Annotated in this window: 13 protein-coding genes; 9 read left to right on the plus strand and 4 right to left on the minus strand. The window is 64.2% G+C overall.

The features are described 5' to 3' along the window. Nucleotides 1-20: 20 nt before the first annotated feature. Nucleotides 21-779 carry a fimbrial biogenesis chaperone gene (locus tag HD883_RS01950; protein WP_179588078.1) on the minus strand — a complete coding sequence of 253 codons (759 nt, stop codon included), beginning with the start codon at nt 777-779 and terminating at the stop codon, nt 21-23. Between the two features lie 151 nt (nt 780-930). Further along, nucleotides 931-1,536, minus strand: a complete 606-nt coding sequence (locus HD883_RS01955) for a fimbrial protein (protein WP_179588077.1) — start codon at nt 1,534-1,536, stop codon at nt 931-933. A 395-nt stretch (nt 1,537-1,931) separates the two neighbouring features. Here HD883_RS01955 and HD883_RS01960 point away from each other — a divergent pair, with 395 nt between their 5' ends. The 9 genes from HD883_RS01960 (at nt 1,932) to HD883_RS02000 (ending at nt 13,236) form a co-directional block, all read left to right on the plus strand. Then, the gene (locus tag HD883_RS01960) at nt 1,932-4,241 is read left to right on the plus strand and encodes a putative bifunctional diguanylate cyclase/phosphodiesterase (RefSeq protein WP_179588076.1); all 2,310 of its coding nucleotides are present in this window, start codon (nt 1,932-1,934) and stop codon (nt 4,239-4,241) included. Nucleotides 4,242-4,537: 296 nt separating this feature from the next. Next, nucleotides 4,538-4,708 carry a hypothetical protein gene (locus HD883_RS01965; protein WP_179588075.1) on the plus strand — a complete coding sequence of 57 codons (171 nt, stop codon included), beginning with the start codon at nt 4,538-4,540 and terminating at the stop codon, nt 4,706-4,708. A gap of 661 nt (nt 4,709-5,369) precedes the next feature. After that, entirely contained in the window at nt 5,370-6,863 is a 1,494-nt protein-coding gene (locus HD883_RS01970) for a TolC family protein (RefSeq protein WP_179588074.1), read from the plus strand. Nucleotides 6,864-6,985: 122 nt separating this feature from the next. Continuing rightward, a complete protein-coding gene (locus HD883_RS01975; protein ID WP_179588073.1) occupies nt 6,986-8,407 on the plus strand; it encodes a multicopper oxidase family protein in 1,422 nt (473 codons plus the stop codon). Between the two features lie 73 nt (nt 8,408-8,480). Then, on the plus strand, nt 8,481-8,993 hold the full coding sequence (locus HD883_RS01980) for a cupredoxin domain-containing protein (protein ID WP_257022377.1): 513 nt from the start codon (nt 8,481-8,483) through the stop codon (nt 8,991-8,993). Between the two features lie 126 nt (nt 8,994-9,119). Next, nucleotides 9,120-9,476 carry a copper-binding protein gene (locus HD883_RS01985; RefSeq protein WP_257021952.1) on the plus strand — a complete coding sequence of 119 codons (357 nt, stop codon included), beginning with the start codon at nt 9,120-9,122 and terminating at the stop codon, nt 9,474-9,476. 443 nt (nt 9,477-9,919) lie between these two features. Continuing rightward, the gene (locus HD883_RS01990) at nt 9,920-10,939 is read left to right on the plus strand and encodes an aromatic ring-hydroxylating dioxygenase subunit alpha (protein WP_179588071.1); all 1,020 of its coding nucleotides are present in this window, start codon (nt 9,920-9,922) and stop codon (nt 10,937-10,939) included. Between the two features lie 352 nt (nt 10,940-11,291). Next, nucleotides 11,292-12,383 carry a cell division protein ZapE gene (zapE, locus tag HD883_RS01995; protein WP_179588070.1) on the plus strand — a complete coding sequence of 364 codons (1,092 nt, stop codon included), beginning with the start codon at nt 11,292-11,294 and terminating at the stop codon, nt 12,381-12,383. Between the two features lie 148 nt (nt 12,384-12,531). Next, nucleotides 12,532-13,236 (plus strand): DUF3053 family protein, encoded by a 705-nt coding sequence (locus tag HD883_RS02000; protein WP_179588069.1) that lies wholly within the window; start codon nt 12,532-12,534, stop codon nt 13,234-13,236. Nucleotides 13,237-13,247: 11 nt separating this feature from the next. Here the strand turns inward: HD883_RS02000 and HD883_RS02005 are convergent, their stop codons facing one another. Both HD883_RS02005 and HD883_RS02010 read right to left on the minus strand, forming a co-directional pair. Further along, nucleotides 13,248-13,925 carry a flavin reductase family protein gene (locus tag HD883_RS02005; protein ID WP_179588068.1) on the minus strand — a complete coding sequence of 226 codons (678 nt, stop codon included), beginning with the start codon at nt 13,923-13,925 and terminating at the stop codon, nt 13,248-13,250. 7 nt (nt 13,926-13,932) lie between these two features. Then, entirely contained in the window at nt 13,933-14,934 is a 1,002-nt protein-coding gene (locus tag HD883_RS02010) for a Bug family tripartite tricarboxylate transporter substrate binding protein (RefSeq protein ID WP_179588067.1), read from the minus strand. Nucleotides 14,935-14,963: the final 29 nt, after the last annotated feature.

A 14,963-nucleotide genomic window follows, 5' to 3' on the forward strand; every position in this document is an offset into this window, starting at 1 on the left:
CAGTGGCGTAGCGGATCATGTCATGGAGCCTTGGGGGCGACAGGCGCGGCAGGCGTTGCGTGCGCGACGGCATTGGCGCGCAGGTTTACCTGGAACAGGTCGTCGCCGCCATAGTCGTTGATGCTGACGAAGCGCAGATTCACCGCACCATCCGCCAGCACGGCATCAATCGGAAAACGGTGCGACGCCTGGGGGGCGACCATCTGTCCGTCCGCCAAGGCAGGGCCGGAATCGCCTTCGCCGAGCCGGATCGCGACCATAGACACGTGATACGAACTTGGATTGCTGACCTCGATCGCCGCGCCTTGTGCGTCCTTGACCAGCCGCCACGCCAGTTCGCGCGGCGCGTCCGCGACATTTCCTTTCAGTCCCTTGGGCCGGTAGAAGACCTTGACGGCGTGGCGGATGGCCAGCTGCAGCACGTTGTCGCCACCCGGGTTGCGGGGGATGTCCTGAACATGCAGCCACGCGACCGATTCGCGGTCTTCGGGCAAGCCGCTGCCCTCGAACAGGATGCGCAGCACCTGGGCGCTTTGCTGCGGAATGCGGGCAAGCGGCGGCACCAGAGCGAAAGGGGGATCTTCGTCTTCGTTGGCGGACGCCATCCAGGACTGGATCAGGGCTTCTTCCTGGCCGTCGTTGCGAACGACCATCGTCGCTTCCTTGTTGGACGCGTCGAAAATGACCCGCGTCGCCTGGAGCACGATGGCAGCCTGCGCGCCAGGTGCGAGCGGCAGGACAACGGCGCTGAAAGCCAGTGCACGAAGAGCAGTCGTCACAAACCGTTTGCAAGACACGTGAGGTCTCCAGAAAAAAGTGAAGGGGAACTTGATGAAATGACGGCGCGCCCAGGGGCAGCGACATGCGGACTACAACGCATTGACGGGACCGCCAAGGGTCCCGCCAAATGCTCACTCAAGCTGGAAGCGCTTATTCGTAGCGCAGCGTGAACGGCAGCGATGCGTTGGCCATCCCTGGCGTAGGCGCTGCGGCGCCGTTACGCACGTACATGGCGCGAAGGTTCAGCACGCCCTTGGTGCCGTTGATGGTGCCCGCAACCGCAGGCGAGCTGTTCTGGATGTTGATGACCTTGTTGTCCTGGACCAGTGCGATGGCCACGCCCGTCGCGCCGCCGGTGACTGCAAGGGTTCCCACGGACGCGTTGGCGATGTCGCCAGGCCGTGGGTTGAACGACACGGTGAACTTCGTTGGCGAAGACCCACCCGCTGGCGCGCTGGGGCAGTTGAATTCGATGGCCACATTGGCGCCGGCGCCATCGGTCAGGCTGGACGACGCGCTGAACGCTGCGCCTGACGTGCCGATTTCATTGACCGAGACCTTGCCCAGGTTCACTTCAATGCCGCTGGCGTTGCTGGCCGCGGCCGACGTTCCACCTGCGACCGTTGCGCTGGATGCCGAGCATGCCGACGCAATGATCTCGCCCTTGAAGTTGATGGTGTTGGCGGTTTGTGCCGAAGCGGCGAAGGGCAGGGCCGAAGCAGCGATGAGGGAAGCGATGAGGGTCAGGTTTTTCATGGTGGGCACCGAGTGAGTAGGTAAGGGGGAAGCTTCGGTACAGGGACTGCCGCGTCGTCGCCAGGCTTCGTGGTGCCGCGTCGTCGTTTTGTCGTCTGCATCGATGGAGAGATCTTCTCGCCGGCCGCACTTTCGGAACATCGTAAAAAATCCAAAAGACAGCGTTGTCCGATGCGTCGATGGGCAGCGTGCAGCCTGGTAGCGGTTTGGACGAATTACGATTCCCACAGCAACGGCCAGGTCGAATACTCGCGGTACGCGCCTCGTGCTTCGCGTGCCGCATCGATTGTTGTGCGGCCGGCAAGCTCACCCCTGGTACTGGCTGAATCGGACGCTTCCCGTTCCGACCTGCTCCTGCCAGCTCTGGTGGTCGCGCGTGCACCCCGAGACCGAACGTGCTTCTAAACGATTCCTTTGGCGGCCTGGCCGCGCCTTTCCAGGTCCAAGCGAATGCCTTGCGGCGTGCGCTCTATGGAAGCAGCCTGGCGCTGATGGCCTGCAGTCTGTTGGTGGCCATGCTGGTTTTCGAGGCGGGCGTCTCCAACCTGTTGATTGCGCCTGACCTGGTCGTCGCCGGCATGGCGGTGGGGGCGCTGTACTGCACACGCGCCGGCCACGAGCGTGTGGCGGGCACCTTGCTGGTATGGAGCGTGTGGGGCGCATGCAGCATGCGCATTCCGCTGACCGGCGGGCTGGCGTCGAACGCGCTGTTGCTCTATCCGCTGGTGATGGCGCTGTCGGGCTGGCTGATGGGCGCTTCCGCGGCCAGAACCGTCGGGTGGGCGTCTGCCGTCGTCGTGTTCCTGCTTGCGGGCCTGCATGCCACCGGGACGTTGGCCGATCCCATGCCCGACGCTGCGCGCCTGACCGTTCCGTACGGTGCGACCCTGACGGCGCTGGTGGCGTGGGCCGTGCTGCGGGGGCGACTTGCCTACCGCCGCGAGGTGGAAGGGCTGCAGCATCGGCTGGAAGAATTGCAGGCGCGCGACGACGAGCTGCAGACCTTGCGGCGGGCCGTCGAAAAACATCCTGACAGCATCGTGATCACGGACCGGCTTGGCCGCATCGAGTACGTCAACGATGCCTACCTGATGCGCGCCGGTTGGCGGCGGGATGAAGCCGTCGGACACCTGTCGGCGGTGCGTTCCAACAATGGGTTGACCATGGCGCAGCGCACGTCGATGGAAGTGGCGCTTGCCCGCGGTGAACGCTGGAAGGATGAGGTCGTCAACCAACGGCGTGGCGGGGAACTTGTAGTGGAGTCCGTCATGGTCGTGCCGCTGCGCAGCCTGAGTGGCGACGCCACGCACTATGTGGAATACAAGCAGGATGTGACTGAACTGCGGCGCGCCACGGAAGAAATGCGCCGGCTGAGCCGTTTCGATCCGCTGACGGGCCTGCCGAATCGTCAATGGCTGCTGGAGCGGCTCTATGCGGAACACGCGGCCAGCAGTGGTGACACGTCGCGGCCACGTGTGTTGCTGCTGCTGGATATCGATCGATTCACCAACTTTAACGAGCTGTACGGTATCGACATGGGCGATCGGTTGCTTCGCGCGGTGGCCACACGCCTGCGCCGCTTGGCCGGTGACAACGGCGCCGTGGCGAGGATCGCGGCCGACGAGTTCGCCGTGCTGCTGGCCGATGTGGATGCCGATCCGTTGCGCGGCGATCGCGAAGCGCGGTCCATGGCCGCGGCGTTCCTGATTGAAGTCCAGCGGCCCATCGCGCTGGATGGCAACCCGCTTGGGCTGAACTTGACCGTCAGCATGGGCGCGACCCGCTTTCCGGGCGGGCCGCACGATACCGCGGAAGCGGCGCTGGGCCGCGCGAGTACCGCATTGCGCCGCGCACGTCTGGCGGGCGATGGCCGGTTGGCCATGTTCGAGCCGGCGATGGCTGAAACCGCCGTGCACCGATCGCGCCTGGAAGATGAGCTGCGCCGAGGCATCCAGGCAGGCGAACTTCAGCTGTACCTGCAATTGCAGGTGGGTCCTCAGGGCGATGTGGCAGGCGCCGAGGTGCTGGTGCGCTGGGACCATCCGCAGAAAGGGCTGCTATCGCCTGCCGCGTTTCTGCCGGTGGCGGAGGCGTCCGACCTGATCCTGGTGCTGGATCGCTGGGTGCTTGCCCAATCATGTCTGCTGCAGTTGCGGCTCAAGGCCGAAGGGCGGCGCATGCGGCTGTCCGTCAATGTCAGTGCACGGCATTTTCAGCAAAGCGACTTTGCCGAGACGATCATTGATCTGCTGGATCGGACCGGCGCCGATCCCGGACTGCTGACGCTGGAATTGAACGAGAACGTGCTGGTGGCGGACCCCGATGACGTGCTGGCGAAGATTCATCGACTGTCTGCCCTTGGCATCGAATTCGCGCTGGACGATTTTGGTACGGGGTTTTCGTCCCTGTCTTACCTGAAGCGCATGCCGATCCACGAGATCAAGATCGATCGCTACTTTGTGCAGGATGCGCCGGTCGACGCCGCCAGCGCGTCCCTGCTGGAAAGCATTTTGCGGGTCGCGCACAGCTACGGGCTGCGTGTGGTGGCCGAGGGCGTGGAGACGGTCGAGCAGGCGCAGTTTCTTCGTGAACGGGTGCCAGAGATCGTTTGTCAGGGGTACCTGTTTCATCGTCCGGCCCCGGCGTCGGATTGGCTTCAGGCGTCGGACGATCTGGTGGCGCCGGTGTCGCCGTTGTTGTTCTGATGTGCCGTGTCAGGGCAGGGCGGGGACGGACGGCAGTTGGGCTTACGGCATTTCCCGGTGCCGCTGGAAAGATGGGTTGCGGTAAACTGGCCGGATGATGCGTGTCCAACTCTGGCGCTTTTTGCTCACCCTGTCGCTGCTGCTGACCTTGCCGATGCAAGGGTATGCCGCTGCGCGCATGGCGTCGTGCGACGCGGTGTTGGCGGGGGCGCTGGCGGACGTGCAGCATGGCGCTGTGCAGGTCACCGGCTTGCACGGTGGTGGGATGCAGCATGGCGCGTCACGCGTTGGCGAGCATGAAGCTTCGCACTACGGCGCTCATGACGCGTCACACCACGGCGCTCATGTTGCATCGCACGTTGGCGGGCACGATGCTTCGCTGGGTGGTGGGCATGACGCTTCCCAAGGCCTTGCCCATGACGGCGGTCCGGGCGCAAGCCACGCTTCCCACGGCACGAGTTGCATGAGTTGCACGCCTTGCAGCCCGGGCGCGGCGTTGACCTGCGTTGTTCCCGTCTCGTCCACCTTCCAGTCAGCGCGTGTCGTCCCCGCGCTGCTTGTTGCGCCTACGTCAGCCGACCTGGCGCATCCCGAGCGACCTCCCCAATCTTTCCTCGCGTAGCGGATTGACTCCTTTCTGAAGGCCGTTGGCGCATCGCGCCTTGGCGTTGGTCGAGTCATCCCGCGTTCGTTGCGTTCGTTCCCGTCTGACTGATGACGGGTTCCCACGACGTTCCGTGAGGACTTCATGTTTCATTTCATTCGATCATCCACGCACAGGTGGACGATGACGCTTGCCATGGCGGCCGCGGGCTCGTCGTGGGCCCAGGCGCCCGCGCCTGCCTACGAGTCAGCATTCGATGGGTATCGCGGTTTTGCCGACCAGCCCGTCGGTGCCTGGCCGGCGGCCAACCGCGATGCAGCCGATATCGGCGGTTGGCGGGCCTATGCCAAGGCGGCGCGTGCGCCGGCTAATAACGGCGGTTTAGCGCCAGCCCATCTTCAAGGCAATGCGCCCGCAACGCTCCCTGACTCTGGCCACAGTAGCCACCAAGCCGGGAGCCATGCCGGCGATTCCCCCCATGCAGGGCATGCCGGACACACGGCTCCCCAGGCTGGGAGTCTTCCATGACCGCAGTGCAGGGATCCCGCAAGCCCGCACCCACCTTACCGCGCACCTTCCCACGTACTGCGTTGGCCATTGGCCTGGCATTTGCCATGGCCGGCTGCGCGTCCGTCGACATCGACCGGGCGGTCGCCACCAGCAATGACGACGCGGCCGACTTCACGCAAGGCGCGCTGCAGTTGGCCCGCACACCCGAACAGCAGCGCGACCGCGAAGCCGCGGCCGACGCCTTGCTGGCCCAGCCGCTGGACCAGAACGCCGCAGTCCGACTGGCATTGCAGAACAGTCCGCAGTTGCAGGCCTTGCTGGCCCAGTCGTGGGCCGACGCGGCCAATGGGGCGCAGATTGGCCGGCTGCCAAATCCGGTGTTCGACTTCGAGCGCATGCGCACGGTGGACGAACTGGAGTTCGGCCGGCTGCTGGCCTTCGGTCTGCTGGACCTGATCACCTTGCCGCAGCGCTACGGGATTGCGCAGCGGCGGACGGCGCAAGCCAATATCCGTCTGACGCGGGATGTGGTGGCGCATGTGACGCAGGTGCGGCAGGCCTGGGTCCGCGCGGTGGCGGCGGAGCAGTCCGTGGCCTATGCCAGGCAGGTCAATGATGCGGCGCAGGCCAGCGCCGAATTGGGGCGGCGCATGCAGGCGGCGGGCAATTTCAGCCGGCTGGAGCGGGCGCGTCAGCAGGCGTTTTATGCCGACGCGGCCACGCAGTGGGCGTCTGCGCGCCAGGCCGTCACGGCCACCCGCGCGCAGCTGGAACGCTTGCTGGGCCTGACCGAGGCGCAGGCGGAGCGGCTGCGGCTGCCGCCGCGCCTGCCGGATCTGCCCAAGGCGCCGATGCCGCCCGATCGGGCCGCCCGCACCGCCAGTGCCGCGCGGCTGGACGTGCGACTGGCGCAGGCGTCGTACGAAGCGGCGGCCAGGGCGCAGGGGCTGACACGCATCACCAGCCTGACCGACATCGAGCTGGGCGTCCGGCACGACACGATGTTCGACCGCGCGGAGGGTGGATCGACCCGCCGCAATGGCTACGAGGTGAGCGTTCGCTTGCCCCTGTTCGACGATGGCAGCTTGCGCCGCGACGCAATCGGCGCGCAGACGCTGGCGCTGACGCATCAGCTCGAAGCTACGCTGCGCGCGGCGGGCAGCCAGTTGCGCGAGTCGTATGGCGCGTACCGGACGGCGTACGACGTGTCGCGCCACTATCGCGACGAGGTCGTGCCGCTGCGCAAGCTCATCGCCGAAGAAAACGTGCTTCGGTACAACGGCATGTTCATCAGCGTGTTCGAACTGCTGGCGGACATGCGCGCGCAGGTCAACAGCGTGATCGCCGCGATCGATGCGGAACGCAACTATTGGCTGGCCGATGCGGCGTTGCAGGCCGCCATTGTGGGCGTGCCGGTGGCGGCGAACCCGGCGTTGCCGGCAGGCGTGGCGGGATCGGCAGGCGGCCCCATGTTGGCGGCACAAGGAGGCGGCGATGCCGGACATTGATTGCACAACGAAAGCACCGGTCTCCGTCAACCTATCAAGGAGGGCGGAATCATGACTGCCAGCAGAACTTTTTTCAGATCCGCCGGCCTGGCTGGCGGTGGAGTATCCAGGAGGGCGGCGTCATGACCTCTCGCAGAGCTTTTTTGAAATCCGCCGGTCTGGCGGGCGGCGCGGTCGCGGCGGGTGGCGTGAACCAGGTGGCGCTTGCGGGCCTGCCCGAGCTGGTCACGCAGACGTCCGCCGCGACCGCCGCGCCTTTGGTGCCAGACACCGGCCGGCCTTACCGTCCGGTGGTGACGCTGAATGGCTGGAGCCTGCCTTGGCGCATGAATGACGGCGTCAAGGAATTCCATCTGGTGGCCGAACCCGTGGTGCGCGAGATGGCGCCCGGCATGAAGGCGCACCTGTGGGGCTACAACGGGCAGTCGCCGGGGCCGACGATCGAGGTGGTGGAAGGCGATCGGGTGCGCATGTTCGTGACCAATCGCCTGCCGGAACACACCAGCGTGCATTGGCATGGGCAGCGTCTGCCGAACGGCATGGATGGCGTGTCGGGGCTGACGCAGCCCAGCATTCCGTCGGGCAAGACCTTTGTGTACGAGTTCGTCGCCCGCCGGCCCGGCACCTTCATGTATCACCCGCATGCCGACGAAATGGTGCAGATGGCGATGGGCATGATGGGGACCTGGATCACACATCCCAAAGCGCCGCATCCGTTGATCGACGAGGTGGATCGCGACTTCGTCTTCCTGCTTAATGCCTACGACATCGATCCAGGGTCCTACACCCCAAAGATCATGACGATGCTGGACTTCAATCTGTGGACCTGGAACAGCCGCGTGTTCCCGGGCATCGATTCGTTGAACGTGCGGCAGAACGACAAGGTGCGCCTACGCGTGGGGAACCTGACCATGACCAATCACCCCATCCACGTGCACGGCCACGAGTTCGTGGTGACGGGCACGGATGGCGGGCCGACGCCGCGGGCGGGGCGCTGGCCCGAAGTCAGCATCGATATTGCTGTGGGCCAGATGCGGCAGATGGAATTTGTGGCGGACGAGGAGGGTGATTGGGCGCTGCATTGCCACAAGAGCCATCACACCATGAACGCCATGGGGCATGACGTGCCTACGATGATCGGTGTTGATCATCGGGATGTGGCGCGGCAGATTACCGGCTTGATTCCCGACTACATGGTGATGGGCGAACGCGGCATGGCCGACATGGCCGAGATGGAAATGCCGCTGCCCGATAACACCCTGCCGATGATGTCGGGTGTCGGGCCGTTCGGATCGCTGGAAATGGGCGGCATGTTCAGCGTACTGAAGGTCCGGAAGGACCAGCCGCGCAATGACTATCGGGATCCAGGCTGGTTCAAGCACCCGGCAGGCACGGTCGCCTATGAATACACGGGCGTCGTGCCCGAGCCGACCCGTGCGCGGGCCGCGGCGCCGCCGGCCGGGGCGGCAATCACTGGCGGTGCTGGCGGCGCTGCGAGCATCGATATCCAGATCCGCAAACCTCAAGGCCATCATGGCCACTGACCAAGGAAAACCGATCATGACGCACTTTTCCGTTCGTGGCTGCACACCTACCGCCATCAAGCTGGCGTTGGCTATGTGGATCTTTACAACGACTCCGATGTCGACGGCGTGGGCCGCTGGCGAGCATGGGGGCGGCCATGCGGAGTCGCTCATCGGGCAGCCCGGCGTCGCGGCACAGGCATCCCGCACTGTTGACGTCGATATGACTGACGCGATGCGTTTCCACCCGGCGCGACTGGACGTCAGGCAAGGAGAGACGCTGCGGTTGCGGGTCAGGAACGCCGGGCAGATCAAACATGAGCTGGTGCTGGGCACCCAGGCCGAGCTGAAGGCGCACTACGAGCAAATGAAGCGCTTTCCTGGCATGGAGCACGAGGATCCCTCCATGGTGAGTGTTGCGCCGGGACAAATCGGTGAGATTGTGTGGAAATTTACCGAAGCGGGAACGGTAGACTTCGCGTGCCTTCAACCCGGGCATTTCGAAGCCGGCATGGTCGGGCAGGTCGCGGTAGCGGGCGGAGCGGGCGATGCCCGCAAGAACAGCACGCCCCCCGCGCGCCCGGCCGGGGCTGCGCACCGGCATTGAACCTGGAGCGCTGGACGGCGCTCTAGCCCCTGACGATTTCGGCGGCGTTCCGAACAGGTACGCCGTGGACTGATTATTTCTGAACCCCTGTTTATTTCTTTTGGCTATCGAAGGATGAAGACCATCATGTTTCAACAACGACGTCTCGTGCAATGCCTGCTCGGCGCCGTGCTTGCCACCGCCGCTGCATCGACCTTTGCCCAGCAACCGCGCATGTCGCCCGAACAGCTGGCGATGAACCACGTGCCGGCCGAAACCCCCAGCTGGGTCGAAGGCGAGGTGCGCCGCATCGACGCGGATACCCGCAAGCTCACGCTGCGCCATGCCGAAATCCGCAACCTCGACATGCCTGGCATGACGATGGTGTTCCGTGTCCTGGACGGCGTGGCGCTGGATAACGTCAAGGTCGGCGACAAGGTACGTTTCACGGCAATGAGCGACAACGGCCAGGTCGTGCTGACGCAGCTTCAGTCCGCAAACTGATCCGCCGCGCACGGATCTGGTGCCCTTCGGCCCCGATCCGGTGCGGCGTTCACTGAACGAAACCCCTTGCCTGCCCTGACTTTGGCCGTTCCCCAGTGGCAGCACACGCTGGCATATCGTTTGCTTAGTTTGCCATCAGAGTAGAAGCAGTTAGCACGAGCCACCGCGGGCATCGCCCCGCACCCGGCTTGTACGGGACATTGCTCTCACGGCCCAGGTTGGAACTCCAGCACGCGCCGTGCGCCGCCATGGCGGTTGTGTGCGACAGCGATCGTGTGCAACAGGGCTTCGTGATGTCTTCCGGTCAGCAGACCGTCTTCCCGATTCCCCTTGCATCCGCTTTCCATCCAGCCACCGGCGGGGAGCGCTCGCGTACCGGATACGTCCGGCCAGCGATGCGTTGATCAGCTTTGAGCTCTCAGCTTTCATTTGGATGGAATCCCATGCTCGTTACCCAGCAACCCGTTTTGCGCCGCTTTTGGTACGCCCTTGTGCCCCTGACTGATCTCGATGACGGTCCCAAGCCCTTCACCTTGCTTGGCCAGCCCCTGGTCTTGTGGAAGAACGCCGAGGGCGAACCTGTCGCGCTCGAAGATCGCTGCTGCCATCGCACTGCCAAGCTGTCCAAGGGATTTGTCGAAGAAGGAAATATCGTCTGCGGTTACCACGGCTGGACCTTCAACGATGCCGGCGCCTGTGTGCGCATTCCACAAGCTGCCGACCGTCCGATCCCCAAGAGCTGCCAGGTAAAGTCGTTTCGCTGCCAGGGGAAATACGGCTACGTGTGGGTCGCGCTGGACGACCCGCTGCAACCCATTCCCGACTTTCCGGAAGACGCCGACCCGGCCTACCGCCGCATCTTTCAGTTCTATGAAAAGTGGAAGTCCAGCCCGCTGCGTTTCATGGAAAATTCCTTTGACGCGGCTCACTTCAGTTACGTGCACCGCGCCAACTTCGGTATCTACGAACAACCCAAGCCGCAGGTGTTCGAGATCAAGGAATCGGAGTGGGGCTTCGAGGCCCATACGATCGTGCCGATCCGCAATCCGGAAAACGGGTTCCGCGTGACAGGCAGCAGCGAGCCCTTCACGGAACGCCATCTGTACAACCAATGGCACATGCCGTCGGTGCGCCGCTTCGGCTGCATCTACGCCCAGACCGGCCGCCATCACATCATCTACAACTGCGCCACGCCGATCGATGACGGCACGATGGTGCTGGTGCAATGGCTGTACCGCAACGATTCCGAGGCGGACTGCTCCACCGAAGAACTGATCGCGTGGGACCAGGCCATCGTCGACGAAGACCGCGACATTCTTGAAGCGACTGACTACGACGCCTGCGTCGACACCAGCCGCCGCGTCGAACAGCACATGGAATCCGACAAGCCCGGCCTGCTGATGCGGAAAATGCTCCTGGGCCTGCTGCACGCCCACGGCGAGGAAGAGGTTTATAGGCGGTGACCCCCCCTAGGCGCTGCGCGCCTCCCCCAGGGGCGGTAGGTTTATCCCCCCCTGGGCGCTGCGCGCCTCCCCCAGGGCCGGCACTGGCGGACTGGCAAAGCCAGATCCGCTGTGCCCGCGATGGGGGCGTCTCTTTTTGGGGGCCTACGCTTAAGCGGACTCTGCGCTGAGCGGCAACGCCAGATCTGCGGTATTCCGGATGGAGTGGCTATTCGAACATCGGCACAGCAAAGCGCACTAGCCATTCGACTTGTTGCCACGGCCCATCCAGGACACCGCGGATCCGGCTTTGCCGGTCCGCTGGTGGCGCCCCTGGGGGAGGCGCGCAGCGCCTAGGGGGTACAATCAGCCAATGAATGTCCGCGAATATTATGAACACGCGCTGGCCGAGCGCGGATTTGCCGAAGATCCTGCCCAGCGCAAGGCGATCGACCGGCTGCAACGCTATTTCGATGAATGGGTCAGCTTCAAGGCGTTGCGGTCCACGGCGCTGAAGCGGTTGCTGAAACGTCCGGGCGTTCCTCGCGGCGTGTATATGTGGGGTGGCGTGGGGCGCGGCAAGAGCTTCCTGATGGATGCCTTCTATGCCACGGTGCCCGTCAAGCGCAAGACGCGCGTGCACTTCCACGAATTCATGCGCAGCGTGCATCGCCAGCTGGATGACGTGAAGGGCATGTCCGATCCGCTGGACGAAGTGGCCAAGCGCATTTCGCGGCGCTATCGCCTGATCTGTTTTGACGAATTCCATGTCTCGGACGTGGCGGACGCGATGATCCTGTATCGGTTGCTGGTCGGGCTGTTTGCCAACGGCACGTCGTTCGTCATGACGTCGAACTACGAACCCAGCACCCTGTACCCCGACGGCCTGCACCGCGACCGCATCTTTCCGGCGATCAAGCTGATCCAGGAAAAGATGGACGTGTTGAATGTGGATTCAGGCACGGACTATCGCCGCCGCATTCTTGAACAGGTCAGCCTGTATCACACGCCCCTTGATGCTGCGGCTGATGCGGCGTTGCAGAAGGCGTTTTCGGACATTGCCGAAACGTCGCTGGACACGCCGGTGCTGCGGATCGAACACCGCGAAGTCCACGCCAAGATGCGCGCGGGTGGCGTGGTGTGGTTTGACTTTGCTACCTTGTGCGGCGGACCCCGATCGCAGAACGATTATCTGGAACTGGCCAGCCAGTTCCATACGGTGATTTTGTCGGGCGTGCCGCAGATGGGGCCGCGCCAGTCATCGGAAGCGCGCCGGTTCACCTGGCTGATCGACGTGCTGTACGACCATAAGGTCAAGCTGATCATTTCGGCAGCGTGCGAGCCCGAGGCGCTCTATACCGAAGGGGCCTTGGCCAACGAGTTCCATCGCACGGTGTCGCGCCTGCTGGAAATGCAGTCCCGCGAATATCTGGAGTCCGAACGCCGCGCGACCGTCGCGCTGTAGCCAGACCGCCGCGCCTGCCTTCGTCGCCCGGTCTGCCACGGGTGCTTACTGAATTTGCCGGATGGCACAGACTTCGCAATCCTTGAATCATGGATAGCAAGTAGTCTGTGCCCCCAAGTGCAAGTTTTGAACAAAGGAAGACACGGCATTGTTCCAGGTATGGGTGCGCGCGGCATTGGCCTCGGCGATCGTTCTGCTGGTGATGGCCGCATGTGGCGGGAAGGAGCCCTCGCAGCGGCAGGCCTTCATCGCTTTCTTGCAGACGCGCGTACTCGACGTGACCGGCACCCGTGTGCCCGAACTGACGCCGGAAGAAAAGGCGAAGTTCGGGCCGTACGCCAATGACTACGCGATCATCACGCAATTTCATGCCGGGATGAACGCTAACGTGACCCGCCCGAACAATGAGCTGGCCAAGATTTCGGCGCTGCGGACCGTGGGCGAGATCGTTGAACAACGCAAGCAGATTGCCGACGCCAAGGCGCAGATGGCCAAGCTGAGCGCCGCGCTGGATGCCGAGCAACGCAAGGCCGATGCGGTACATGAAAAGCTCAAGCACCCGGAAGACGTCAAGCCGGTGTTTGATGCCGCGTATGCCAAGCTTGTGACGGTGCCGGCCGAGGCCTATCGCGCCGTTTTCCCGGCGATCGACAAGATGTTCGGCAGTTCACTGAAAGTTTCGGATTACGTGCAGACGCATCGCAATCTGATCGACGTGGACGGGACCACCTTGCGGGTGGCCGATCCGGCGACCAAGAAGGAACTGGGCGCGCTGCTGGATCAGTTGACTGCCGACAGCGAGAAGGTCAATGCCGCGCAGCGCGCCATGCAGGAAGTCGTGCACGGCGAGTAGCGCGCCGGTGGCTACGACTTGGGCTCGTCCCCGACCCATCCTTCGCCACCCGGCGGCCGCTGCAACATGGGCCGGTGGAAGATTTCTCCAAGCCCTGCGTAATACGGTCCGCCCAACCGGGCGATGGGCCGCATCTTGACGCTGTCCACCCGGCTGCCGTCGTAGATTTCGGGCGACAGGTGGAAGGCGACGACTTCGCCGATGAACAGCGTGTTCACCCCACGACCCAGCACGATGATCTGGTCCAGCTTGCATTCCATCTGCACTGGCGTCATGGCAATGCGCGGCACCTTGACGCGGTGGCTCGGCAGCAGGTCAATGCCCAACGCTTCACATTCGCTGACGTCAGGCGGGTAGTTCGCCGCGCTGGCGTGCATGGTTTCCATCGTGCTTTCGGTTGCCACGTTGACCACGAATTCACCCGTTTCGCGGATGTTGCGCGCGGTGTCCTTGATCTCGCCCTCGCGTGCGGCGATGTTGATCGCGAGCATTGGCGGGCTGGTCGCCACATAGTTGTACGAGCTGAACGGCGCGGCGTTGACGCGGCCGTCGGGGCCCAGTGACGTGATCCAGGCGATCGGCCGGGGCGCGGTGCACCCGATCAGCAGCCGGTAGGCCTGGGCGGTATCGAGGCCTTCGCCGTCGACCAGGATGAAATCGTCGCGCGGTGAGTCGTTGCTGGGTGTCATGCTTTGATCACGGCGCCGTCAGGTTCAGGGATTTGAGCAAGGGCTTCATGGTGTCCAGGTCGTGCTGCACGAAGGTCAGCGTTTCGGCGGGCGTCTTGGTCATCAGTTCGACGCCCTGGGTGGCCATGAATTTCTGGTATTCCGGGTCCGCATTGACTGCGGCGACTGCCTTGTTCAGGGTGTCGATGATCGCCGGTGGCGTGCCTTTGGGCGCGGCCAGGGTGTACCAGGTGGACGATTCCGCCCCGGTCACGCCGGCTTCGGCAAAGGTCGGCACGTCCGGGAACAGGGGGGAGCGCTGGGCCGCGGCGTAGGCAATCGCCTTGATGCGGCCCTCTTTCAGGAATGCCTGGGTGGCCGACAGATTCAGCATGGCCAGCTGGACCTGTCCGCCGATCACGTCTTTCAGTGCCGGGACGGCGCCAGGGTAGGGGATGTGGGTCAGGTTGATGCCGGCCCGTTGCTTGAGCAGTTCGCCGGCAAGGTGCGTCGCGCCGCCCGCGCCGGCCGACCCGAAGTTCAGCTTGCCCGGCGACGCCTTGGCGGCCGCGATCACTTCTTTCAGGGTGTTCGCGGGCAACGCCGGGCTGGCGACCATGATGATGGGCTGGTTGGCGACCACGCTGACGAAGGTAAAGTCGCCGATACCGTCGTAGGCGATTTTTTCCATCAGCGGTGTCACCACATGCGTGGCGGACGTGCCCAGCAGCAGGGTGTAGCCATCGGGCTTGGCCCGCGCGACGACGCTGCCGCCCACGGTGGCGCCGCCGCCTGGCTTGTTTTCGACGACGATGGTCTGCTTCAGACGGGTTTCGAGTTGCCGCGCCAGCGCGCGCGCCAGGATGTCGGCCGGACCGCCGGCGGCGTAAGGATTGACGAGGGTAATCGCGTGGTTCGGGTAGCCGTCGGCCGCGCCGCTGCCTTGCGCCAGCGCCTGCGTGGCGGGCAGCGCACAGAGGGTGGCGAGTGCAAGGGCGAGCAGGTGTCGGGATGCGGGAAGGGCGGCCATGCGTGTCTCCGTTATTGTCTTGATCGCTC

The organism is Pigmentiphaga litoralis, assembly GCF_013408655.1.
Lineage (GTDB): Bacteria > Pseudomonadota > Gammaproteobacteria > Burkholderiales > Burkholderiaceae_B > Pigmentiphaga > Pigmentiphaga litoralis_A.